22 protein-coding genes and 1 pseudogene are annotated in these 22,470 nt (G+C 70.2%); 6 read left to right on the plus strand and 17 right to left on the minus strand.

The window, feature by feature from the left end; genetic code table 11:
• The first annotated feature begins 433 nt into the window (after positions 1-433).
• The 4 genes from ABZ880_RS23050 to ABZ880_RS23065 all read left to right on the plus strand — a co-directional run bounded on the left by ABZ880_RS23050 (position 434) and on the right by ABZ880_RS23065 (position 4,588).
• Positions 434-880, plus strand: coding sequence for a hypothetical protein (locus tag ABZ880_RS23050; protein ID WP_361266000.1), 447 nt, complete (start codon positions 434-436; stop codon positions 878-880).
• A gap of 170 nt (positions 881-1,050) precedes the next feature.
• A complete protein-coding gene (locus ABZ880_RS23055) occupies positions 1,051-1,575 on the plus strand; it encodes a PadR family transcriptional regulator (RefSeq protein ID WP_361266002.1) in 525 nt (174 codons plus the stop codon).
• Entirely contained in the window at positions 1,572-2,258 is a 687-nt protein-coding gene (locus ABZ880_RS23060; RefSeq protein ID WP_361266004.1) for an ABC transporter ATP-binding protein, read from the plus strand. The genes ABZ880_RS23055 and ABZ880_RS23060 overlap by 4 nt, the downstream gene beginning before the upstream one ends.
• On the plus strand, positions 2,255-4,588 hold the full coding sequence (locus ABZ880_RS23065) for an FtsX-like permease family protein (protein ID WP_361266006.1): 2,334 nt from the start codon (positions 2,255-2,257) through the stop codon (positions 4,586-4,588). Before ABZ880_RS23060 ends, ABZ880_RS23065 begins: the two co-directional genes overlap by 4 nt.
• A gap of 54 nt (positions 4,589-4,642) precedes the next feature.
• On the opposite strand, the gene ABZ880_RS23070 is transcribed toward ABZ880_RS23065, so the two are convergent.
• From ABZ880_RS23070 to ABZ880_RS23100, 7 genes are all read right to left on the minus strand, one after another.
• Positions 4,643-5,071: a hypothetical protein gene (locus ABZ880_RS23070; protein WP_361266008.1), complete on the minus strand. Its 429-nt coding sequence runs from the start codon at positions 5,069-5,071 to the stop codon at positions 4,643-4,645.
• Between the two features lie 4 nt (positions 5,072-5,075).
• Positions 5,076-5,462, minus strand: a complete 387-nt coding sequence (locus ABZ880_RS23075) for a roadblock/LC7 domain-containing protein (protein WP_361266010.1) — start codon at positions 5,460-5,462, stop codon at positions 5,076-5,078.
• A 66-nt stretch (positions 5,463-5,528) separates the two neighbouring features.
• Positions 5,529-6,353 (minus strand): MarR family transcriptional regulator, encoded by an 825-nt coding sequence (locus tag ABZ880_RS23080; RefSeq protein WP_361266012.1) that lies wholly within the window; start codon positions 6,351-6,353, stop codon positions 5,529-5,531.
• Positions 6,354-6,577: 224 nt separating this feature from the next.
• Positions 6,578-7,954 carry an AI-2E family transporter gene (locus tag ABZ880_RS23085; protein WP_361266014.1) on the minus strand — a complete coding sequence of 459 codons (1,377 nt, stop codon included), beginning with the start codon at positions 7,952-7,954 and terminating at the stop codon, positions 6,578-6,580.
• Between the two features lie 156 nt (positions 7,955-8,110).
• Complete coding sequence (locus ABZ880_RS23090; protein ID WP_361266016.1) at positions 8,111-8,794, minus strand: transglycosylase SLT domain-containing protein; 684 nt, start codon at positions 8,792-8,794, stop codon at positions 8,111-8,113.
• A 418-nt stretch (positions 8,795-9,212) separates the two neighbouring features.
• Positions 9,213-10,538: a PhoH family protein gene (locus tag ABZ880_RS23095; RefSeq protein ID WP_361266017.1), complete on the minus strand. Its 1,326-nt coding sequence runs from the start codon at positions 10,536-10,538 to the stop codon at positions 9,213-9,215.
• 328 nt (positions 10,539-10,866) lie between these two features.
• Positions 10,867-11,640, minus strand: a complete 774-nt coding sequence (locus ABZ880_RS23100) for an isoprenyl transferase (protein WP_361266018.1) — start codon at positions 11,638-11,640, stop codon at positions 10,867-10,869.
• 770 nt (positions 11,641-12,410) lie between these two features.
• On the opposite strand from ABZ880_RS23100, the gene ABZ880_RS23105 reads away from it, so the two are divergent.
• Positions 12,411-13,565, plus strand: coding sequence for a winged helix DNA-binding domain-containing protein (locus tag ABZ880_RS23105; RefSeq protein ID WP_361266020.1), 1,155 nt, complete (start codon positions 12,411-12,413; stop codon positions 13,563-13,565).
• 27 nt (positions 13,566-13,592) lie between these two features.
• Here ABZ880_RS23105 and ABZ880_RS23110 read toward each other — a convergent pair whose 3' ends face one another.
• The 5 genes and pseudogenes from ABZ880_RS23110 to ABZ880_RS23130 all read right to left on the minus strand — a co-directional run bounded on the left by ABZ880_RS23110 (position 13,593) and on the right by ABZ880_RS23130 (position 17,164).
• Positions 13,593-14,384: a methyltransferase domain-containing protein gene (locus ABZ880_RS23110; protein WP_361266022.1), complete on the minus strand. Its 792-nt coding sequence runs from the start codon at positions 14,382-14,384 to the stop codon at positions 13,593-13,595.
• Between the two features lie 16 nt (positions 14,385-14,400).
• Positions 14,401-14,994: a nucleoside deaminase gene (locus ABZ880_RS23115; RefSeq protein ID WP_361266023.1), complete on the minus strand. Its 594-nt coding sequence runs from the start codon at positions 14,992-14,994 to the stop codon at positions 14,401-14,403.
• A gap of 43 nt (positions 14,995-15,037) precedes the next feature.
• The gene (locus ABZ880_RS23120) at positions 15,038-15,910 is read right to left on the minus strand and encodes an LLM class flavin-dependent oxidoreductase (protein ID WP_361266025.1); all 873 of its coding nucleotides are present in this window, start codon (positions 15,908-15,910) and stop codon (positions 15,038-15,040) included.
• A gap of 211 nt (positions 15,911-16,121) precedes the next feature.
• A pseudogene (locus tag ABZ880_RS23125) lies at positions 16,122-16,415 on the minus strand (deaminase); the annotation flags it as partial.
• A complete protein-coding gene (locus tag ABZ880_RS23130; protein ID WP_361266026.1) occupies positions 16,412-17,164 on the minus strand; it encodes an A24 family peptidase in 753 nt (250 codons plus the stop codon). The gene ABZ880_RS23130 and the pseudogene ABZ880_RS23125, both read right to left, overlap by 4 nt.
• Positions 17,165-17,288: 124 nt before the next feature.
• Here ABZ880_RS23130 and ABZ880_RS23135 point away from each other — a divergent pair, with 124 nt between their 5' ends.
• The gene (locus tag ABZ880_RS23135) at positions 17,289-17,666 is read left to right on the plus strand and encodes a DUF192 domain-containing protein (RefSeq protein ID WP_361266028.1); all 378 of its coding nucleotides are present in this window, start codon (positions 17,289-17,291) and stop codon (positions 17,664-17,666) included.
• A 197-nt stretch (positions 17,667-17,863) separates the two neighbouring features.
• On the opposite strand, the gene ABZ880_RS23140 is transcribed toward ABZ880_RS23135, so the two are convergent.
• From ABZ880_RS23140 to ABZ880_RS23160, 5 genes are all read right to left on the minus strand, one after another.
• Positions 17,864-18,397, minus strand: coding sequence for a hypothetical protein (locus ABZ880_RS23140; protein WP_361266030.1), 534 nt, complete (start codon positions 18,395-18,397; stop codon positions 17,864-17,866).
• Positions 18,394-19,233, minus strand: a complete 840-nt coding sequence (locus ABZ880_RS23145; RefSeq protein ID WP_361266032.1) for a hypothetical protein — start codon at positions 19,231-19,233, stop codon at positions 18,394-18,396. The genes ABZ880_RS23140 and ABZ880_RS23145 overlap by 4 nt, the downstream gene beginning before the upstream one ends.
• The gene (locus tag ABZ880_RS23150) at positions 19,230-21,278 is read right to left on the minus strand and encodes a hypothetical protein (protein WP_361266033.1); all 2,049 of its coding nucleotides are present in this window, start codon (positions 21,276-21,278) and stop codon (positions 19,230-19,232) included. The genes ABZ880_RS23145 and ABZ880_RS23150 overlap by 4 nt, the downstream gene beginning before the upstream one ends.
• Before the next feature lie 272 nt (positions 21,279-21,550).
• A complete protein-coding gene (locus ABZ880_RS23155) occupies positions 21,551-21,910 on the minus strand; it encodes a hypothetical protein (RefSeq protein ID WP_361266035.1) in 360 nt (119 codons plus the stop codon).
• Positions 21,907-22,386, minus strand: a complete 480-nt coding sequence (locus tag ABZ880_RS23160; protein WP_361266037.1) for a hypothetical protein — start codon at positions 22,384-22,386, stop codon at positions 21,907-21,909. Before ABZ880_RS23160 ends, ABZ880_RS23155 begins: the two co-directional genes overlap by 4 nt.
• Positions 22,387-22,470: the final 84 nt, after the last annotated feature.

The raw sequence follows: 22,470 nt of genomic DNA on the forward strand, positions 1-22,470 counted from the left end.
GTGTGCCCATACGCCACACAGGTTCGCCGCTCAGGTCAACTCAGAAAGCTAACACCGGGAGATGTGGCAAAGGTCCGCCGATCCCGCCTTTTGCGGACGTGACAATCAGCACGCCGGTTCAATGGAACCGACTCACACCGGCACGCAAGGGTTGCGCAGATCCCCGGTGACCGCCGAACAGGCCAACAAGGCGTTTGTCATTGTCATGACCCTTACGTAATATAGGCACTCACGTTCGAATCGACCGCTCGAACGCGAACGGGGGGCTCCAGTGGGCAGGTGGACGGCCGACGGAAAGATCAACTACGGCCTCGACACCGACGGCGAGGGTGGCCACACCTGACGGCCGCGTGCCTGTTGATCAACGCATCCCCCCTCTTTGGCCTCATGACATGCCAACGCTGCTCTGGACGCAGCCCACAGGAGGAACTCCTTGATCAAGAACCACCGGCTCACGCGAATAGGCACCGTCGCAGGCACCCTCTCCGCCGCCCTTCTCCTCACCGTCACCCAGGCAAATGCCGCCGCCGGTGAAATCGAGCGCGCGACCGCCACTGATTCCTCCAATGAGGTCGAGTGGGTGAAGTGCGCCACCATAAAGGAGGACGGCGCGAACGTGTACCGGGCCTGCTTCTCCCCTCCGGGCGACTGGTTCGAGGTCTTCGACGGTAAACCGGATGGCTCCTCCGCCGTGGTGGACTGGGAAGTGGGGAGCCGATGGGGCTCCATTTTCAACGCTGACGGCCAGCAAACCGACCGCTACAAGAACAAGGACTTCACCGAGAGCGTCACGATCCGCTTCCGCGTCTGCCTGGGCCACTGGTCCACCAAGACGATCACTGCGGGTACCTGCTCCGGCTGGGTGAGCAACCTCACCTGACGAGACCCGGGCGCCCCGGCCTCCGACCCTGGAGGCCGGGGCGAACGCACCCGAGCCCCAGTGACACAACCGTGACAATCGGCCCCCACCAGGGCCTTGGCACCCCACCGTCGAGCACTGCACACGCTGCGTATACACACTAGGTATACACCGCATGTACAGTGCTCCCCATGTCCATCGGTCACACCCTTCTGGGGCTCCTGGAGTCCGGGCCGCGTCATGGCTACGACCTGAAGCGGGCCTTCGACGAGAAGTTCGGTCACGACCGGCCGCTGCACTACGGCCAGGTCTACTCGACGATGTCCCGTCTGCTGAAGAACGGCCTCGTCGAGGTCGACGGCATAGAGGCGGGCGGCGGCCCCGAGCGCAAGCGGTACGCGATCACCGACGCCGGCATCACCGACGTGGAGCGGTGGCTGGCGACGCCGGAGCCGCCCGAGCCGTATCTGCAGTCGACGCTGTACACCAAGGTCGTCCTCGCGCTGCTGACCCACCGCAACGCGGCCGACATCCTCGACAACCAGCGCGCCGAGCACCTGCGCATGATGCGGATCCTCACCGACCGCAAGCGCCGGGGCGACCTCGCCGACCAGCTGATCTGCGACCACGCACTGTTCCATCTCGAGGCCGACCTGCGCTGGCTGGAGCTCACCGCCGCGCGCCTCGACAAGCTCGCCGAGGCGGTGGCCAAGTGACTCCTGCCGGTTCCCTGCTGGTCGCCGACGACCTGCACAAGGCGTACGGGCCGACCACCGCGCTCGACGGTGCCGAGTTCTCCATCCACCCCGGCGAGGTCGTCGCGGTGATGGGCCCCTCCGGCTCCGGCAAGTCGACGCTGCTGCACTGTCTCGCCGGGATCGTCACGCCCGACTCGGGCTCGATCACGTACAACGGCCGCGAGATGGCAACCATGAGCGACGCCGAACGCAGTGCGCTACGGCGCTCCGAGTTCGGGTTCGTCTTCCAGTTCGGCCAGCTCGTGCCCGAGCTCACCTGCGTCGAGAACGTCGCCCTGCCGCTGAGGCTGAACGGCACCTCCCGCAAGGAGGCCGAGCGGACCGCTCTCACGTGGATGGAGCGGCTCGAGGTCGACGACCTGAAGAAGAAGCGTCCCGGTGAGGTCTCCGGCGGTCAGGGGCAGCGCGTCGCCGTCGCCCGGGCCCTGGTCACCAGCCCCCGTGTGCTGTTCGCCGACGAGCCCACGGGCGCACTCGACTCGCTCAACGGCGAGCGTGTGATGGACCTGCTCACGGACGCCGCCCGGTCGACCAACGCCGCCGTCGTCCTCGTCACGCACGAGGCGCGGGTGGCCGCCTACTCCGACCGCGAGATCGTCGTACGGGACGGCAAGTCCCGGGACATGGAGCGCATCGTATGAGGATGCGGCAGTGGGCCGACGATCTGGCCATGGGGGTCCGGTTCGCCTTCACCGGCGGCCGCGAGGGGTGGACCCGGGCGCTGCTGACGGCGGTCGGCGTGGGGCTCGGGGTGGCACTGCTGCTGCTGACGACCGCCATACCGAACGCGCTGTCCGACCGCAACGCCCGCTCGACCGCCCGGGACGACTTCACGTACAGCGCGAAGGTGCTGCCGAAGGCGGACAACACACTGGTCATCGCCGGTGTCGACACGACGTTCCACGGCAAGGACGTACGCGGCCGGCTCCTGGAGCCCGAGGGCGCGCGGGCGCCGCTGCCGCCGGGCGTCGGGAAGTTCCCCGCGAAGGGCGAGATGGTCGCCTCGCCGACGCTGAAGGAGCTGCTCGAGTCCGGCTCCGGCAAGCTGCTGCGCGAGCGCATCCCGTACCGGATCACCGGAACCATCACGAAGTCCGGGCTGGTCGGGCCCGCCGAACTCGCCTACTACGCGGGCGGCAAGGGACTCGAGGACCATCTGGCCGGCGGCTCCGTCGAGCGCATCAGCTACTTCGGGCCCTCCCCCGGGCACCAGCAGGACAAGCTGGACCCGATCCTGATCCTGCTCGTCATGATCATCTTCATTGTGCTGCTGTTGCCGGTCGCCGTGTTCATCGCCGCGGCCGTGCGCTTCGGCGGCGAGCGCCGGGACCGCCGGCTCGCGGCGCTCAGGCTGGTCGGCGCGGACGGGCGGATGACACGCCGGATCGCCGGCGGCGAGGCCCTCGCGGGAGCGCTGCTCGGGCTCGTCTTCGGCACCGGCTTCTTCCTGCTGGGGCGTCAGTTGGCGGCGCTGTTGCACGTACGGAACATCAGCGTCTTCTCGAGCGACCTCAACCCGTCGCCCGCGCTCGCGGTGCTCGTCGCCGTCGCCGTGCCGACCGCGGCCGTCCTGGTGACGCTGTTCGCGCTGCGCGGGGTCGTCATCGAACCGCTGGGCGTGGTCCGCGCGGCGAAGCCGCCGCGGCGCCGGCTGTGGTGGCGGCTGCTGCTGCCGGTGGGTGGTCTCGCGCTGCTGTACCCGATGATCGGGCAGGGCAACACCAACGGCGAGTTCAACCAGTGGATGGTCATCGGCGGCACGGTGCTGCTGCTGATCGGCGTCACCGCACTGCTGCCGTGGGTCGTCGAGGCCGTGGTGGCCCGGATGGACGCCGGCGCGGTCTCCTGGCAACTGGCCGTTCGCAGGCTGCAGTTGAGCAGCGGCACGGCCGCCCGCATGGTCAACGGCATCGCGGTCGCGGTGGCCGGGGCCATCGCGCTGCAGATGCTGTTCGCCGGCATCGAGCACGACTACACCAAGTCGACGGGCAACGACGTGAACCGGGCTCAGCTGGAGGTCGGCCTCAGGGGCGACGTCCAGCCGACCGAGGCCGGCCGGCAGCTCGCGAAGATCGAGGGCGTGCGCCGTGCGTCGGCCGTCTCCATGGGTTCGGCCGGAGACCGGGCGAAGGAGCCGGAGAACACGCTGGAGGTGGCCGTCGGCAGCTGCACCGAACTGCGCGAGGTGGCGCGGCTCGCGTCCTGCCGGGACGGTGACGTCTTCCAGATCCTCGGCGGCGAGTACGACAGCGAGTCGAAGAAGCTCACCAAGTCCGGCGGCACCCTGTACTTCGACCCGGAGTACACCGGGTCGAGCGCCCACACCGTGGCCTGGAAGGTGCCCTCCGGCATCAAGACGGCCGGGCAGCGCGAGGACCCGACAGGCTACGCGCGCAGCGGCCTGCTCCTCACCTCGGGCGCACTGCCGAAGGCGGCGGCGGCCGGCCTGTACCAGCGGGTGTTCGTCTCGCTGGACCCGTCGGTGCCGGACGCCCAGGACCACGCGCGCAACACCGCCGCGCGGCTGGATCCGCTGGCGGACGTGTTCACGCTGGCGGCCAGCGAGCAGTCGCTGCAGTTCCGGTCCATCCGCAACGGCCTGTTCGTCGGCGCCACCTGTGTCCTGGTACTGATCGGCGCGAGCCTGCTGGTCTCCCAGCTGGAGCAGCTGCGCGAGCGCAAGAAGCTGCTGTCGTCGCTGGTGGCCTTCGGCACCCGGCGCCGCACGCTGAGCCTGTCGGTGCTGTGGCAGACGGCGATCCCGATCGCGCTGGGGCTGCTGCTGGCATCGGCGGTCGGACTGACGCTGGGCGCGGTGCTGCTGAAGATGGTCGACGCCTCGGTGAGCGTGGACTGGTCGAGCGTGCTGTCGATGACGGCGATCGGCGCGGGAGTCGTCCTCGTGGTGACCCTGCTCAGCCTGCCGCCGCTGCTCCGCCTGATGCGCCCCGACGGACTGCGCACCGAGTAGACCGCGAAAGCCGTACGCAGGCCCCTCCCCGGACGGGGAGGGGCCTGCCCGCGTTCACAGGCTGTACTCGCGCACCACCCGCCGTACCTGTGCGAACAGCATGCCGACGTTGACCGACTTGCGGCAGACGACGACGGCGACGACGTCCTGCTGCTCGTTCATGCGCACGAACAGGTGGGTGAGGTTCTCACTGTTGACGAGGATCTCCTGGAAGAAGTGGTTCTCGCTCTGCATCCCACGGCGTTCCTTGAAGACGTCCTCGATCATCACGACCGTGCGCCCCTGGAACAGGTCGAGGGTTGCGCCCGCCAGCAGGTCCAGGACCTCCGGCGGATGGTTGTCGACGGTCTCGTACGACAGCAGCATGCCGGTGGACATGTCTACGACGCCCGAGGCCACACAGTCCGGGGCGTCGGTTCGCAAGGACTTGACCAGGCCCATCACCTGGTCGGAGAAACCGGGGGTCATACGCTTCGTCGCCATCCCTTCAGACTCCTTCTGCTGTCTTGTTCATGAGGATCGAGCCGATCCGGTCGAGGGCGGGCTGGGTGGCCCGGTGCAGTCGGTCCACGTCCATGCCCTCGTCGCCCAGGACGACCATCAGGGCGGTGTCGCCGACGGCGTAGAAGGCGGCACAGCCGTGGCTGCCGTACGTCACGCTCTGGCGCAGCGTGCCGCGGGCGGTCGCCTGGGCCGTACGGCGGGCGAGACCGAGGCCGGCCGCGGCGAGCGCGGCGAGGCCTTCCGGGTCGATCGAGTCGGCGGTGTCGGCCGCGATGAGCAGCCCGTCGGCCGCCGCGACCGCGGTATCGGTGATGCCGGTCACCTGCTCTCGCAGGCCACGCATCTCGTGCGCGAGGGCTTCGTGGTCCATGTGGTCAACTCCCGTATTTCTTCTTGGGATTCAGGGATCTGGTGAGCTGGGGGTGCAGGGGTTCGGTCATCTCGGGGTTCCGTTGCGGAGTCGGAAGAAGCCGCCCGGCCTGCGGCGCGGCAGGTCGGCGGGGACGGGCGGTTCGGGTGGGGGCGGTGCCGGCGGCGGGGGTGTGCGGTGGCGTATGCCGTCGGGGGGTGTGCGGACCGGGATCGGGGTGGGCGGCGGGGCGTGCTCCATGAGGCCCTCGGCGAGCATGCGGGCCAGTTCGACGGTGACGGTGTAGACGCCGCGTCCGGTGCGGAAGGCGAGGTCGCGGGCGGTGCGGCGGCCGTCGGCGTGGGTGAACAGGTCGCGGCGCAGTTCGGTGAGCGGGCCGTCGAACACCCGGGCGGGGACGGGGCGTTCGCGGTCGGGGTGGATGGGGTGGGGCAGCGCGGCGAGGGCGGCGATCTTGCGGGCCGCGTCCTCCAGGAGCCGGGCGGGAGGTTCGCCGACGGGGACCGGGGCGGGTGGCTCGAAGACCGGGGCGGCACGCTCGCAGCCGTCGACCCGGCCCGCGACGATCGCGAACGCCGCGTCCTGCAGGGCCATCACGCACACCACCCTGAGCTGGGCGGCCCCGGCGTAACCGTGGGCGATCAGCCCGGCGGCCGGCCAGCGCGTGCCCCCGGCCTCCCGCACCAGCGCGGCCCACTGCTCCCCGCTCACCCGCCCGGAGCGCAGCAGCAGCGCCTCCGCTCCCGGCGCCCCGGGCGACTCGACTGCGACGACGAGCCCGCCCCGCAGATGAAAGGTCCCGCCGGGCTGCCCGCCCACCCGCAGCTCACCGCTCAGCCCCTCACGCCCGCACTCATGCAGGGTCCGCGCCAGCAGCTCATAGCCCGACATCACGCTCCCCGCCGCCCCGGCCAAGTCGCACATACGCCTCACGCGTAGCGCTGAGGGGGGAATGTGTATCAGTCAGGGCGCATATTCCGTCCGGAGATTTCCGACCTGTCCCGAGGTGACGGAAGTTGAGCCGCGAGCCCACCCAAATAGCTTTGTTCGGCGCTCATTTGACCGATTGGGAGACGCATTTCAAGCAGCCGCGGACGTGCGGGTGCGGCCCCCGTTCACCCTTGGCGGGCGGGGTCCTCGGCGTTTTCGGTGCCGTCCCCGGGGGCTGCGTCCCCGGACTGTTCGGCCCGAACGGCCTTGTCCTCGATCGCCGGACCGGCCTGCCGGCCGCCGGCACCGGCCTCGGCACGGGTCTGTTCCGCCGAGTACGCCCGCAGATAACCCACCACCGTGTTCGACACCGCGACCAGCGGTACGGCCACCACCGCGCCGCCGATGCCCGCGACCATGCCGCCCGCCGCGACCGACAGGACCACTGCCAGCGGGTGGACGCGGACCGCGCGGCCGAGGATGAACGGCTGCAGGATGTGGCCCTCGATCTGCTGGACGGCCAGGACCACGACCAGCGTCATCACGGCCGTGAACACGCCCTGGGTGACCAGCGCGACGACCACCGCCAGCGCGCCGGACGCCACCGCGCCCACGAGCGGGATGAACGAGAACAGGAAGATGAAGACGGCGAGCGGGACCGCCATGGGGACATCGAGGAAGTAGATGCCCAGGCCGATGAAGATCGCGTCGATCAGCGCCACCAGCACCGTGCCGCGCACATAGGCCGTCAGCGTGCGCCACGCCCGCGGACCCGCGCCCGCGACGCCCGGCCGCGCCGCCGCCGGGACGAGCTTCAGCGTCCACTCCCAGATGCGCCGGCCGTCGTACAGCAGGAACAGGGTCGAGAAGAACGTGAGCAGAATGCCGGTCAGCGCCTCGACGACCACCGTCACGCCCTCGAGACCGGCGGAGGTGATCTGGTCGGTGTTCGCACCGACCGCCTCCCGCAGGTTCTTGGCGATCTGGTTGATCTGCTTGTCGGTGACGTGGAAGGGGCTCTTCAGCAGCCAGTTGCGCAGATCGTCGATGCCGTTCTGGATCTGGTCGGAGAGGTTGTCGATGTTCTCCATGACCTGCCAGGTCACGAACCAGCCGAGCAGACCCAGCACGACGAAGCCGAAGATCGCGGTGAGGGCGGTGGCCGGGCCGCGCGGCACTCCGTAGCTTTTCAGCCGCGCCACCGTCGGCTGCAGCAGAGCCGTGATGAGCAGTGCGACCACGAAGGCGAAGACGACGAGTTGTACGGCGCTGATGACCCGCATCAGGACCCAGACCGTGCCCGCCAGGATCAGCAGCCGCCAGCCGGCCTCGGCGGCGACGCGCACACCCCAGGGCACCGCCTGCGCCGGGTCGGGGCGGGCCGGTACGACGGTCACGTGCTCGGCGAGCGGCGGGGTGGCGTGGTCCGGGTCCGGGCGCGGCGGCGGCGGGTCGGCCACGGCGTCCTCGCGCTCCACCTCGGCCCGGCGCTCGTCCAACCGCTCACTCACCTCGGTCAGTCCGGCACCGATACGACCGAGCCACCCTGGCACTCGCGACATGATCCGTCCTCTTCCCCCGTCTCTCCCCACCACTCCCCCCTGGAGTCGCTGCGTCAGACCGTACAGGGCATCCGCCCGCAGATGGCGAAAGCCCCTCCCCCTAGGACGGGGAGGGGCTGCGCAAGGTTGAGAGGCGAGGCCGCGGGCCTCGGCGGCTCAGTACCAGTGGTTGGCCGACCAGAACGACCAGGCCTCACACGGGCTGCCGTACCGGCTGTTCATGTAGTTCAGGCCCCACTTGATCTGGGTGGCCGGGTTCGTCTGCCAGTCGGAGCCGACGGACGAGTACTTCGAGGCGGGTAGTGCCTGGAAGAGGCCGTAGGCGCCGGAAGAGGCGTTGACCGCGTGGTAGTTCCAGCTGGACTCGTGGTCCACGATGTTGCTGAAGCACTGGAACTGGCCGCTCGGGACCATCTGCCGTGCCATCGACTGGATCTCGGCGATGGAGTACGAGCTCTGGACGGGGAAGTCAGCGGAGCTGCGGCTGGCCTTCGTCTTGGCCTCGGCGCGCTCCTTGGCCTCCTTGGCCGCCTTCTCCGCCGCTTCCTTCTTGGCGACCGCGGTGTCGGCGGCAGCCTTGCGGGCGGCTTCCTCGGCGTCCTTCTTGGCGCTCGCGTCGGCCTGGATGGCCTGGGCGTCGGCCTGCTGCGTCAGGGACGCGGTCTGCACCTGGGCCTGCTGGCCCGTGGGTATGTCCGCGAGCAGCGTGGCGTCGGCTGCCGTCGCCTCGGCGTCGTTGGGCTGCGCGGTGCTACCCGAGGCAACGCCGACAACGCTTCCGACGGCGGTGACCGCGGTGGCCGAGGCCACTGCGAATCCCCGGACCGAAATCCGGCTCACACGGTTTCCTTCCAGCATCGCCCGCTTCGGTGACCCTGGCGGACGCAATCGTGCCCCTGGCGCTGGCCTCCCAACTACGGGGTCACGGGAGGCGCGGGCCCGGTGGGCAACTCCCCTGCGGGGAGCGCCGCGTGGTGCTCGGGCGGCATACGACGACGCTGTGGAGTTAGCTGTGGTGCTTCTGTGGTGCCGTACCGCTGGGGGTACAGGTGTGTCGTATGCGGGGCCTGACAGGAGTGAGACTCTGCCGCAACCGGACGCCGGGTGGCAATTCTGAGTTGCGTGTGAAAGCTCACATCCCGTTTGACCCAAGGGATTTTGAGAAACCGCAACACGCGAAGGCGCCGCCCCGCTAGGCTCACAGCCTTTGCGGAACGGCGCCAACTGGCCCGGATTACCTCAGATTTGGCCGATCACCTCAGATTTGGCCGTCTTCGAGCATTTCGGTCACAAGGGCCGCGATCTGGGACCTCTCGGACCTGGTCAGCGTCACGTGCGCGAAGAGCGGGTGCCCCTTCAGCTTTTCCACGACGGCGACGACACCGTCGTAGCGACCGACGCGCAGATTGTCCCTCTGTGCCACGTCATGGGTGAGAACCACCCGTGAATTGGCGCCGATTCGGGACAGAACGGTGAGAAGCACATTCCTTTCCAGTGACTGCGCCTCGTCCACGATGACGAACGCGTCGTGCAGCGAGCGTCCGCGGATGTGGGTGAGCGGAAGGACCTCGAGCATCCCGCGCGCGGTGACCTCTTCGATGACCTCGCGGCTGGTGACCGCGGACAGCGTGTCGAAGACCGCCTGCGCCCAGGGGCTCATCTTCTCGGCCTCGGAGCCGGGCAGATAGCCGAGCTCCTGCCCGCCGACCGCGTACAACGGCCGGAAGACCATGACCTTCTGGTGCTGGCGTCGCTCCAGCACCGCTTCCAGACCCGCGCACAGCGCGAGCGCCGACTTGCCGGTGCCGGCCCGGCCGCCCATGGAGACGATCCCGACGTCCGGGTCGAGGAGCAGGTCGAGCGCGATCCGCTGCTCGGCGCTGCGGCCCTTGATGCCGAACGCCTCCCGATCGCCGCGCACGACGCGGACGTTGCCCTCGGCCGTGACCCTGCCGAGCGCCTTGCCGCGCTCGGAGTGGATGGTCAGACCGGTGTGCACGGGCAGGTCGGCCGCCTCGGGAACGTAGACGTGCCCCTCCTCGAAGAGGACGTCCACCTGCTCCGCGGGCAGAGTCAGTTCGGACATTCCGGTCCAGCCGGAGGAGTCCGTGATGGCGAGTTCGGCGCGGTACTCCTCGGCGAGGAGACCCACGGACGAGGCCTTGATCCTGAGCGGCAGATCCTTCGAGACGACGGTGACGTCGAATCCCTCGGCCTGCAGATTGCGGGCGACCGCGAGGATGCGGGAGTCGTTGTCCCCCAGGCGGTAGCCGGTCGGCAGAACGCTGGGGTCCGAGTGGTTGAGCTCGACACGTACGGTCCCGCCGAGTTCCCCGATCGGGATGGGGGCGTCGAGGCGGCCATGCTTCACCCGGAACTCGTCGAGCAGACGCAGGGCCTGCCGGGCGAAGTAGCCGAGTTCGGGATGGTGCCGCTTCGCCTCCAGCTCCGTGACCACGACGATGGGGAGCACGACCTCGTGCTCGTCGAAGCGGCTCAGGGCGTTCGGGTCGGCCAGCAGAACGCTGGTGTCGAGAACATAGGTGCGCCGGTCTGGCTTGTGGCGCTTTGTGCTGGTCACCACGGAAGGACGTACCCCCTCGGATGAGGTCGGGGAGCGACGGAGTGGAGCTGGGCCGGTCGTCGGCCGCATTGCACGGGCCGAGAACCGGCCCTCCGCCTTGTCGTCCGTGCAGTGACCGCACGATCGGGCTGGTGCAAAGGGCCTCCCGGGCGGACGGCCCCGTGCCGTCCGCTGAGATCCGACACCCGTGGTTCGGGCATCGACCTGACTGGCTTATGCCCTCGAACATGCGTCACCATGCCGACGCAAATGACGGCGCCCTGGTGAACTCCTTGTTACATCCGTCCCATATTGGGGTACTCGCGCCCGCTCAGGGGGGTGCGGTGTGTCAGCCGCCGTAACGCCGGTGTCGCGCCGCGTAGTCTCGCAGGGCGCGCAGAAAGTCCACCTTGCGGAAGGCCGGCCAGAAGACCTCGCAGAAGTAGTACTCGGAGTGCGCGGTCTGCCACAGCATGAATCCGGACAGCCGCTGCTCGCCGCTGGTGCGGATCACGAGGTCGGGGTCGGGCTGGTCGCCGGTGTAGAGGTGACGGCCGATCGCGTCGACGCTGACGGACTCGGCGAGCTCCTCCAGCGAGGTGCCCTTGTCTGCGGCGTCGAGCATCATCGACCGTACGGCGTCGGCGATCTCCTGGCGGCCGCCGTAGCCGATGGCGACGTTGACGAGTATCCCGTCGATACCGGCGGTGGACTCCTCGGCCTCCTTCAGCGCGGTCTGCATCTGGGAGGGCAGCAGGTCGGGGGTCCCGACGTGGTGCACCCGCCAGCGGCCGTCCGCCGCAAGGGTCCGTACGACGTCCTCGATGATCCCGAGCAGCGGGCCGAGCTCTTCCTGCGGCCGGTCGAAGTTGTCCGTCGACAGCAGCCAGAGGGTGACGACCTCGACGTCCGTCTCGCTGCACCAGCCGAGGAACTCCTCGATCTTCTCGGCGCCGGCCCGGTGACCGTGCACGGTGGTGGAGCCAGAGGCCTTCGCCCAGCGCCGGTTGCCGTCCATGATGACGCCGATGTGCTTGGGCACCTGAGCGTGGTCCAGGTGACCTTCCACCCGGCGTGCGTACAGCCTGACCAGCAGGCCGCGCAGCTTGTCGCGCAGGTTCACGTGATTGTCAGCCCCTCCGTACGGATCGGACAGGCGCGGCCCGGGCTCGGCGGCTCGGCCGAGGGCGGGCCCTGTCCGTATGGCGGTCCGGGATCTCCGTATGACGGTCCCCGGAGGCGAAGCCTACCCCTGCCGCACCGGGCCGCCGCCAACGGGTGCCGGGCGCAGGGGATTCCACCGTGCGACAGCTGCGCGCTTGACATGTCCCGGACTCTGCGCCGCAGGCCAGGAGGCGTTCGTCCGGGCATGAAAAACGGGCCGGTCCGTGGGGGGGAGACGGACCGGCCCGAGGGGGGGTTTCCACCATAACCCTTCGTAAGTGATGCTGCGTGCATCGGCGTGCCACAACTACTCTCCGAAATCGCACGGCGACGCGCGGGTGGCCACGGACGCGCTGCTCCGTGGCCGATTCATGGCCGAATCGCAGCGGATTCCCGGCCACCCTCGCATCCCCCGGCCGGGTGACGCGGCACGTTGACGCGGGCCCTGATGCAGGAAAGGCACCGCGCAGCCCCCTCCACTGCGCGGTGCCGCCCGCGCAGCTTTGCTCACGCGAATTACCTTGGTCTGAACTTACGTGAGAGACAGGGGTCGAGGCGAGTCGGCCTCGATAACAATGCGGAAACCGCATCCGACCTGCGAATGTGCGGATGCGATCTGCCCTTCATGCGTCGATTGTCCGGTACGGGGGCATGGAGGCGGGTGTGAGTTTTCCAAGGGCGTCTGCATGTAGGACACCTTCTGACCTGGTTCCGGCCTAGCGTCGAGGCATGACCACGACGATCACGTGGAACGAGACGAGCGCGCGCCGCTTGGAACGGCAGTTCCTGGCCACGCCCGCCGAGAGCGGCACGCCGGTCGCGGAAGTCGTCGGCGCGATGCTGGGCGCGCATGCGCAGGTGCTGTCGGCGGCTGAGGTGTCGGTGGGGGTGCGGGCGGACGGCGTGACCAGGGCGGACGTGCGAGCCGCGCTGTGGGAGGACCGCTCGTTGGTGAAGACGCACGGCCCGCGCGGGACCGTGCATCTGCTCCCCGCACGCGAACTGCCCCTGTGGTGCTCGGCGTTGCCCGCGGTGCCGTCCGGAGCGAGCCCGTTCGCGCCGGGCGCCCGGGTCACCGAAGAGCAGGCGCGCCAGATCGTGGCGGCGATCGGGGACGCGCTCGAGGGTGCCTGTCTGACCGTCGACGAACTGGGCGAGGAGGTCGTCGCCCGCACCGGCTCCTGGGCCGGCGACCGGGTGATGCCCGCCTTCCAGGACCTGTGGCCGCGCTGGCGGCAGGTCCTGCACCGGGCGGGCCAGTCGGGTGCGCTGTGCTTCGGCCCGAACCGGGGCCGCAGGGTGACCTACACCCGCCCGCCGCACTTCACCCCGGTGCCACCGGACGAGGCGCTGCACGAACTCGTCCGCCGCTACCTGCGTGCGTACGGCCCGTCGACCCCGCAGAACTTCGCCAAGTGGCTTGCGGCGCCGGGAGGTTGGTCCGCCGAGCTGTTCGGGCGGCTGGCCGGGGAAGGGGCGATCGAAGAGGTCGTCTTCGAGGGAGCGCCCGGGCGGTGGGTCGCGGCGGGCGACACGGCGTTCCCGGAGGGGCGGGTGCGCGGGGTCCGACTGCTGCCGTATTTCGATGCGTACGGCATCGCCGCGCAACCCCGGGAGTCGCTGTTCCCGGGGGCCGCGTACCGGCGGGCGCTCGCGGGCGGGCAGGCGGGCAACTACCCGGTGCTGCTGGTGGACGGTGTGGTGGCGGGCGTCTGGCACCAGCGGCGCCGGGGACGTCGTACGACCGTGACGGTGGAGCCGCTCGGGCGGCTGACGGCCCGGCAGGAACGGGAGTTGGGCGAGCAGGCGGAGCGGGTGGGTGAAGTGCTGGAGGCGGAGGCGGAGTTGGTGGTAGGGGAGGTCACGGCGGGGCCTCACGCGTAGGGCTCGTCGGGCTTGGGCTCGCGGGGCTCACCGGTGGTGCGGCTTGCGGGCGTCGACGAGGTGGCGGGTGCTGTGTGCGACGAAGGGGCCGTGGGCGGTGATCTGCTCGTGCAGGGCGCGGAGTCGGGGCTCGTACGTCTCGACGGTGAAATCGGGGACCATCCAGATCACCTTGCGGAGGAAGTGGACGACGGCCGCGATGTCGTGGAACTCCATGCGGAGCCGCTCGGCGCGCAGGTCGACGATCTCGAGGCCGGCGGCCTCGGCGGCGGCGCGTTCGCTGTCGGGGTGGCGGGCGCCGAGGTTCCGGTCGGGCTGGGGCCCGAGGAAGTGCTCGACGAGCTCGAACGCGCTGCCGGGGCCGACGTGTTGGGCGAAATAGGTGCCGCCGGGTGACAGTACGCGGGCGATCTCCGTCCAGTGCGGGGCCACCGGGTGCCGGCTGCTGACGAGGTCGAAGGCTCCGTCCGCGAAGGGCAGCGGAGCGTCCTCGGGGGCGTCGACGACCACCGTGCCGCGGGGGCGGAGCAGGGCGGTGGCCTTGGCGACGTTCGGCGGCCAGCCCTCGGTCGCGGCGGTCAGCACCGGCGCCTTCGCGGCCCGGGCGAGCGCGAAGTCGAGGACCTCCCCTCCCCCGGTCTGGACGTCCAGCGCGGCGCCGGCCGCGGCGAGCCGGTCGGCCAGGGAGACGGCGTACCCCCACGAGGGCCGCTCCTCCGTGGCCCGGCCCTCGAACCAGGAGAAGTCCCATCCTTCGGTGGGGACGGCGGCGCCTTCGGCCACGAGGTCTTCGAAGCGGTGGAGTTCGCTGTGGGGCATGGGGTGATCGGTCCTGTCAGAGGTGGGGCCGGAGGAGGTCGTACGCCGCCTGGGCCGTCGGGGCTTCGAGGAGGCCGTCGGCTGCTGCGAGGCAGGGGCGGGCTGTGCGGGTGGCGGTGGGGTCGGCCCCGTCCGGGTTGTGGAGCACGCCCCACAGCTGCATGAGCAGTGCGCCGAACGTGGCGAGCGGCCCCTCGACGGGTCCTTCCCGCCGTGCCCAGCGGTCGGCGATCAGTCCGCCGACGCCGGGTACGTCCTCGATGCCACGCCAGAGCGGATCGGGTGCGGCGTACACGACATGGCGGACATGGCTGTGGATGAGGGCGCTGCTGGACAGCAGGCAGGGTCCGAGGGTGGTGTGGAGCCGGTGGCCGTCGGGGCGGCGGCCGGCCGGGAGCCGGGCGAGGGCGTTGATCTCGGCGTGGGCGATGTCGGTGCCGGCGAGCTGCCCGGGCGGGGCGACTGATTCCTGGCTCCGGTTGCGCCCGGTGGCGACGACCTCCCCCGCGGCGTCGACGACGACCGCGCCGACGGGCCGGCTGCCCGCCCGGAAGGCTTCCCGGGCGAGCTCGAAGGGGAGGCGCCAGGGGGCGGGCAGCGGCTCGTTCACGGGACTTCGGCCATTGCGGTCACGGGGTGGGCCCTCACGTGTTTCACGGCACGAGGGGTCGAACCTCTTCCGCCACGAACCGCACGAAGCCCTCCGGGTCGGGCTCGTCCCCCGTCGGCTGGAGGATCACCCGGTCGGCCCCGGCCTCGGCGAGCCGCTGGACGGCCTTCGCGACGGCCCCGGCGTCTCCGGCGACCCCGAGCTCCGGGACGGACTCGAGCCCCTCGTCGACGAGTTCGGCGCGGAGCCGGGCGGCGGCGTCGGGTCCGGTGGCGGTGAGCAGGTAGACGACGACGTCATGCGGGTCGGTGCGGCCGGCCGACTCCCGCCCCTGCTGGATGAGTTGACGTGCCTGCCGTACGCCGTCCGCGGTGGTGGACGCGGTGAGGATGGTGCCGTCGGCCGCCTCCCCGGCCAGCCGCAGCGAACGGGGCCCGGTGGCGCCGGCGACGACGGGCACGGGCCCGGCGGGCGGCCAGTCGAGCGCGACGTCGTCGAGGCGGACGTACCGCCCACTGGTGGTGAGGCGCTCCCCGCCCAACAGGGCGCGCAGCGCGAGGAGATGCTCCCGCAGCAGGGTGACCGGCGACTCGACGCGCGCCCCGACCTGCCCCATCCAGTCCTGTACGCCGTGCCCGATGCCGACGACGGGGCGCCCGGGGAACATCCGGTGCAGAGCGGCGATCTCCATGGCGGTGATGGCGACGTTCCGCAGGGGCACGGGCAGCAGCCCGACGCCGACCCGCACCCGCTCGGTCCAGGCGAGGGCGGCAGCGGCGGTGGAGATCCCGCCCTCCCGGAAACAGTCCTCCCAGAGCCAGAGCTCCTCGAGCCCGCTCTCGTCGGCGAGACGGGCGACGTCCCGCAGGCGCTCGGGAGGCAGTTGAGGTCGGAACACAGCACCGAGTCCAGTCATGACGCCTTCCTACCCGCACGGGAACGAACCGGACAACACCTTTATGCGCTGCCGTCCTTGTCATCCCGGTCGTCCCGGTCGTATCGGTCGTATCGCAGCAGCACGACCCCGTTCCCGAACACATGACTCTCCACGAGGCGCAGGGACGCGGCGATGCCGGCCTGCGGAAAGGGCCTCGTGCCGCGCCCGACCAGCGGGGATGGACGTACACCCGGTACTCGTCGACGAGCCCGAGCCGCAGGAAATCCGCGGCGATCACGGCCCCACCGAGCGCGAGATCCCCGCCCGACCGCTCCTTGAGCGCCCTGACCTCGTTGGGTACGACACTCGGCGGGTCCCGCCCGATCCCGGCGAACTCAGCGAACTCGGCGAACTCGGCGAACTCGGCGAACTCGGCGAACTCGGCGAACAAGGCGGGGGCGTAGGGGTCGGCGTCGGCGTCGGCGGGTGGGCCAGTAGTCGGCCATGACCCTCGTAGACAGGGCGGCCGTGGCCGCGCCGTCATCCGGCAGCGAAAGCCCCCAGCACCAGCCCCGTGAACGCCCCGCCGATCATGAACGGCCCCAGTGGAATCGCCGACTTGCGGCCCGCCCGGCGCAGTACCACCATGCCGAGGCCGTACAGGGCACCGTAGAGGAGACCCGCGAAGGCGCCGGTCAGGAGGATCTGCCAGCCGTACCAGCCGAGGGCCGTGCCGAGGGACAGGGCGAGTTTTACGTCGCCGAAGCCCATGCCGGAGGGGTTGATGAGGAAGAGGAGAAGGTACGCGGCGCCCAGGCTCAGGCCACCGAGGAGGGCGCCCGGCCAGGAGCCCGTGGTGGAGGGGAGGGCGGAGGCGATGCCCAGGAGGGCGGCGGTTCCTGCTGCCAGGGGGAGGGTCAGGGCGTCCGGGAGGCGGTGGACCCGGTAGTCGATCAGGGCCAGGAGGACGGCGACGGGGGTGGCGAGGAGCCAGACCGCGGTCTCGGGGTGGGGGCCGGTTGCGGCGGCAAGTGCCGCGCAGGTGAGGCCCGTTGTCGTGGAGACGGTCACCGTGCTCGGGCCGTACGGGCCGCACTGCTCCGTCTCCTCGCCCTGGCTGCAGTTCGCCCTGCCCAGCCAGCCGGCGAATGCGCCTGTGATTCGGTGGCCGCCCGGGCAGTGGTCGCTCCACGGTCGGTCCGGGTCGACCGAGAAGCGGTGGGCCGCGCGGGGCAGGAGGACGCCCGTTCCCGCGCCCCACAGGGCCGCCACGAGGGTGAGGAGTGTGCGCACGGCGGGACCCTATGCCCGGTGCGGGCGGGACGGCATGGGTCCCTGGGCCCATGTGGGGCCCACTCCCGTGCGGATACGTTCGGTTCGCCCGGCGGGCGGCAGCGTCAACGGAAGGTGGCTCGGTATGGGACGGCGATGGCAGGACGGGCGGGGGAAGTTGATCGTGCACGGTGCGGGCGGGGCGAGCGTGGTCGCCGTTCCGCTGGAGATCGCGACGTCCTACCGCGCCCGTACGAAAGGGTTGTTGGGGCGGGACTCCGTCGACGGGGCGATCCTGCTGTCGCCCGCCAACAGCGTGCACACGTTTCGGATGCGGATGCCGATCGACGTCGCGTACGTCGACCGCGACCTCGGCGTCATCGCCGTACACACCATGAAGCCTTGGCGGTTGGGACTGCCGCGCTTCCGTTCGCGGCATGTGCTGGAGGCCGAGGCAGGGGTGATGGCCGGCTGGGGGCTGCGGGCCGGGGCGCGGGTGGAGGTGGCGGTCGACGTCCCCTGAGCCCGGCTTGGACTCTGCGGAGCAGTACGGCGAGGACGAGGGAGGTCAGTTGTTGCTGCGCCGCCTCCTCCGTCTCGTTCCACTCCGATCGTTCCACTCCGACCCGTATACGCCGGTCCGGGCTTCGCCCTCCCACCGGGGCCCGATGACGAAGCCCTGACGGCGGGTCACGTCGAATGTCTCGCCCGCTCGCGCGGTCACTGTTTCTCCCCGTGCCCGTTCTCCTGCTCCCAGCGACGCATGTCCTCGGCGTTGCCGATTCTGATGCCGAAGGTCCAGGTCGGGTCGAAGAAGAGCCAGTAGCGGGACTCGAGTTCGAGGGCGAGGCACTTGAGGACGCCCTCGGCGGGGTTCGAGCCGGCGCCCGTGAAGGGGCGGACGGTGGTGCAGCGTAGGCGTTCCCAGCTGTCGCCGAAGAGCTGTTCGCCCTGAGAGGCGAGGGCGAGGGCGAGTTCGTCCCCTGCTTCCTCGATGTCCGCGAAGAGCTCGACGCCGTCCAGAGTGACCGAGTCCACGACCCGGACCTCCAAGCAGCCATACCCGCCGACCGACTCCAGCCGTAGGGCTCCCTCGTCGAGCAGAACGAAGACGACGAGCGGCTGCGGGGCGAACCAGGGAATCGTCCCGTCCCGGTCGATTCGACCCGGGACCAGGACGTCCGTGACGTATCGCTGCCGCAGGACTTCCTCGACACGGCTCCAGGGCACATCGCGGGCCGTGCTTCGGGTCACCAGGGAATGCTCCTCGGACTCGGGGTCCTCTGCCGCCACCACCGTGCGGTTTCCTCCTGCGCGCCCGGCTCGGTCCAGGTGCGGAAGTCGGCGTCCAGGTGGGCCAGGACGGTGCGCAGGCCCTCCGCATGGTCGTCGTCGACCTCGGTCACGAGTTGCGCCAGGTCGTCGCGGGCCCGCAGGTCACGTTGGAAGAGGGCCCTGTCGTACCGCCCGGCGGGACCCCACTGGGCCGTCGCCAGACGCTGAACGAGCCGTTCCCACACACGCAGGCAGTAGTGGACACGTCCTTCGACGCTCGCCGTCGTGCCCGTCGGATACGTGGCGAGGAAGGCGTCGGAGACGGGCGTTGCGATGTGTTCGTACTCGATGACCTCCGGCAGGACCTCCACCCTCGCGCGAGGGAGATCGGCGACCTTCTCCTCCACCACGTCGACCCGGTACGTCGTGTCCTCGTCGGAGTCGATCGCCTCCAGCCGGCAGCGCACGGCACGTCCGTCCGCGGTCGCGACCCAGTAGGCGCTGGGCAGGTCGAGGTCCAGGGCGGGGTGGAGGACCGAGGTGGCCGTCCGCACCGCGAGGCCCTGCGCGAGACCGGTCTCCGTGAGGGCACCGGCCGTCCCGTCCGCCACGTGGATGTCGAGCTCCAACGCCAGGTCGCCGAGCGGCAGTACACGGTAGGTGCACAGGACGGGTGCGTCCCACCGTCGCGCTTCCTGGTCTCCGTCCGTGTCGGCGACGTCGACCGCCAGGTCCGGTACGGCCAGGAACTCGGCCAGTGCGCTGCGGAGGGCGGACGGCTCCAGTTCCGCGACGGTGAAGAGATTCGCGATCACTTGTACGTCCCGTCGTACACCTGCTTGGCCTTCGCGACCTTGTCCGGGTTGTTGACGAACTTGGGATCGCGCTGCAGTTGCTGCGATTTGCTGAGATCGCCCTTGTTCCGCACGATCTCCTTCAGGGCAGCGTATTCAATACGGTCCATGTCGACCAAGCCGGGCCCGGACTTGGGGAAGACCGTGCCGGTGTCCTCGACTCCGTACTGGCGGCCGTTGATCTCGTACGTGTTTCCGTCCGGCAGGAGCTTGGCGCGGCCCTTCGCGATCGCCTCGATGTCCTCGCGGACCAGATCCTCGTTCCCGCGCAGGATCACGGTGTTGCGTTCCTTGACCTGACCGCTGCCCGCTCCGCCGACGGTGTGCCTCTTGTTGGGGAACCTCAGCGTCTTCCCGCCCGCCGGGCCGGGAACGTCGTCCCCCGCCTGCCACCGGTCCGCCGCCTTGTCCGCCTCGTCGGCCTGCTTACGGGCCTCCTCGGCCTCCTCCTTGGCGTCCTCGTCGCAGCCGTCCTCGGCGAGTACGACGTAGGGGGAGCCGCCGGCGGCCAGGACGGCGGTGCCCGTGCCGGAGGAGCCGGTGAATGTGCCCCTGCCGTCCGGTGCCGTGTCGTCGTACGGGATCCTGCGGCTCGGCGCGGAGATCGTGCAGCCGGTCTTCCTGGCCTTCTGCTCCGCCTCCTCGGCCGCGTCGTCGGCCTCCTTCGCGGCCTTCTCCGCGCCCGCCACGTCACCGGCCTTGGCCGCCCTCTTGGCGTCCTCGGCCGCCTTGCCCGCCTTCTCCGCGAGCTTGCCCAACTTGCCCAGCTTGCCGAGTACGCCGATCTTCTCGACGACCTTTCCGACGTCGTAGCCGGGGATGAAGAGCGAGCCGACGTTCCACAGGACGGTCGTGACGGCGCGGGTCTTGTTGCCGTTGTTCCACTGGTCGGCCACGTCGTCGCCGATGAACATGTCGTAGAGGACGGTCCCGCCGGTCTTCAGCGAGGCACCGCCCCAGCCCAGTACGGCGCCCAGGTAGTCGCCCTTGGACCATTTGTCGCGGGCGTCCTTGGAGTTGTCCATCCAGTCGCTGCCGAGCTGCTTGCCGTAGTCGCCGATGCCGCTGAGCGTGTCGAGGGGGTGGCGGACCATGTCGTAGATGCCGGTGAGGTCGCCCCAGACGCCGTCGACGAACAGTCCTTCACCGACCTGCTTGATCTGGTTGCCGGCACAGCCGAAGAAGGCACCGAAGCCGGAGAAACAGCCGTCGTCCTTCTCGTCGCCCTTGTCGCCCTTGTCGCCCTTGTCGTCCTTCTTGTCGTCCTTCTTGTCTCCGGTGTCGCCGTCCGTGGGCTCGTTGTCGTTGTCGTCGGTGGTCCGGGGGTCGCCCGCGGGGTCGTCGCCGCCGGTACCCCCGTTCGTGCTGCCGTTGCCCGCCGTGGCCCCGCCGGTGTCGCCCTTCCCGGCGTTGACGTCCGTGCCGCCGCCCGACGGGGCCGGGCAGCCCATGCCGGCGACCTTGCAGATCTGCGCCTCGATACCGCCGTAGATCTGGGTACCGAGCCCGCTGACGAGCAGCGCCGTGACGATCGCGGCGACGATGGCGACGAGACCGGCGTACTCGATCGCGGTCTGCCCCTCGTCCCGGCGCCAGCGGATCATGCGGGCCAGGGAGAAGGGGCGGTGCTCGGCGCGGTCCAGTTCGGGGAGCTCGTACCAGCGGCGGCTCTCGGAGCGGAGCAGGAAGCAGAGGATGAGGACGGGCAGGACGAGCTGCATGCCGCCGCGGGCGGATCCCGCGACGAGGTTGGCGACACCGCTGAGGATCAGCCAGACCTGTACGGCGACCAGCCCGCCCCAGACCCGGACCCCGCCCTCCCAGCTGCGCCGGGCCAGCCACCAGCCGAGGGTGCCGGGCGCGGCGGCGTAGGCGATGAGGGCCAGTACTTCGCCGTCGAGGGCGTCGTAGGAGGTGACGGTGAGGAGTAGACCGAGCCCACCGACGATCGTGAACGCGAAGAGGGCGTGGGTGAGGACCAGGGCGGAGGCGAGGGAGGCGGGCATGTTCCGACGCCCGCCCTGCCACGTAGGCCCAACGGCCCCGGAATCCGACACTCCCCCGATCGAAGCCATGCCCGCCCCCTCCTCAACTCCCCGGGAGGGACGGCACGTTCACGCGATTCCGCGCAACTCCAGCCGGTTCCCCCGCCGTTGGTTCACGACAGGGTTCGACGGTAGGGAGGGGGTGGCTGGGTGGGATGGGTCTGGGGGCCCAAATCGGTGCCCAATCATCTCTGCGGCCCCCGCTTCGAAGATCCCGCCACGGAGCCGCGGGCTCAGGTGCGGTCTGTGGCGCGAGGGTGTCCGGTGCCTGCGAAAGTGATCCAGCAGGTGTCGCGGGCGATGTCCAGGAGATACCAGATCCGTCCTCCGCCGGTGACCTCGATCTGCCACTGCTCGCAGGTCTGTCCCCGGTGCATGCCGTGAGCGAGGCTGCCCTTGAGTCGGTGGTGGCGGGGTGTCTCGGTGGCCGGCCTGGGGTCCTGGCGCATTGCGACCCAGGCGCGGTAGGTGTTCTCGCGGGCCTGTCGGCAAAGGTTCTCCCACCCCTTGGCCGAGGCTGCATCGGCGAAGCGGACTTCCCAGTGGCCGTCCGGGGCCGGCGGTGCGGCGCGGTCACCGCGACCCACGCTCATGCCGTGTCCCGCGGGTCGGGCGCCTGACCGTAGTCCTCACCGTGGTCTCTGGTCAGCGCTGACAGCAGTTCGGGGTCGGAGTGGACCTCGGCGGTGTGCTGCCAGGCGATGAGCAACTGGGCCACGGAGGCGCTGTTGCCGACGGAGTCGGCGGCTCGCATGGTGTCGACCAGTTCGACGGCAAAGGCGTGGACGTCGCTCTCGGGCAGAAAACGAACCCAGGGAAAGGCGTCCGGCAGTATGTCCAGGAGCAGCTCCATACTGCCGGGCTCGCGGCGCGCCATCGCGGCCAGCATGCGGGTGGCAGCAGACACCACGGTCTGGTCCTGCTCGGCCCGCGCCGCGGTGGTGAGGACCAGATCCTCCCCGTCTCTGCGGTGCAGCAACAGCCGTGGGGATTCCTTGAGCCGGGCGAGCGTCTGCTTGTTCTTGTTGACCAGTTCGGAGAAGTTCACAGCGGCGTTCTCAGTAGCCATGACTTTGAAGCTACTTCGAAACTCGCACAGAAGCCATCGCCCGGAGGAGTGACGCGAGGGTCATCGCAAACCGGAGGAAGGCCG

It is taken from the genome of Streptomyces sp. NPDC047043 (genome assembly GCF_040644055.1).
In the GTDB taxonomy this organism is placed as follows: domain Bacteria; phylum Actinomycetota; class Actinomycetes; order Streptomycetales; family Streptomycetaceae; genus Streptomyces.

What these genes read in the sequence shown, in the direction of transcription:
- ABZ880_RS23055 (WP_361266002.1), top strand. Translation starts at nt 1,051, where the DNA reads ATGTCCATCGGTCACACCCTTCTGGGGCTCCTGGAGTCCGGGCCGCGT.
- ABZ880_RS23065 (WP_361266006.1), top strand. Translation starts at nt 2,255, where the DNA reads ATGAGGATGCGGCAGTGGGCCGACGATCTGGCCATGGGGGTCCGGTTC.
- ABZ880_RS23070 (WP_361266008.1), bottom strand. Translation starts at nt 5,071, where the DNA reads ATGGCGACGAAGCGTATGACCCCCGGTTTCTCCGACCAGGTGATGGGC.
- ABZ880_RS23110 (WP_361266022.1), bottom strand. Translation starts at nt 14,384, where the DNA reads ATGCCCCACAGCGAACTCCACCGCTTCGAAGACCTCGTGGCCGAAGGC.
- ABZ880_RS23150 (WP_361266033.1), bottom strand. Translation starts at nt 21,278, where the DNA reads ATGCCCGCCTCCCTCGCCTCCGCCCTGGTCCTCACCCACGCCCTCTTC.
- ABZ880_RS23160 (WP_361266037.1), bottom strand. Translation starts at nt 22,386, where the DNA reads ATGGCTACTGAGAACGCCGCTGTGAACTTCTCCGAACTGGTCAACAAG.
- ABZ880_RS23105 (WP_361266020.1), top strand. Translation starts at nt 12,411, where the DNA reads ATGACCACGACGATCACGTGGAACGAGACGAGCGCGCGCCGCTTGGAA.
- ABZ880_RS23080 (WP_361266012.1), bottom strand. Translation starts at nt 6,353, where the DNA reads ATGTCGGGCTATGAGCTGCTGGCGCGGACCCTGCATGAGTGCGGGCGT.
- ABZ880_RS23085 (WP_361266014.1), bottom strand. Translation starts at nt 7,954, where the DNA reads ATGTCGCGAGTGCCAGGGTGGCTCGGTCGTATCGGTGCCGGACTGACC.
- ABZ880_RS23155 (WP_361266035.1), bottom strand. Translation starts at nt 21,910, where the DNA reads ATGAGCGTGGGTCGCGGTGACCGCGCCGCACCGCCGGCCCCGGACGGC.
- ABZ880_RS23075 (WP_361266010.1), bottom strand. Translation starts at nt 5,462, where the DNA reads ATGGACCACGAAGCCCTCGCGCACGAGATGCGTGGCCTGCGAGAGCAG.
- ABZ880_RS23120 (WP_361266025.1), bottom strand. Translation starts at nt 15,910, where the DNA reads ATGACTGGACTCGGTGCTGTGTTCCGACCTCAACTGCCTCCCGAGCGC.
- ABZ880_RS23135 (WP_361266028.1), top strand. Translation starts at nt 17,289, where the DNA reads ATGGGACGGCGATGGCAGGACGGGCGGGGGAAGTTGATCGTGCACGGT.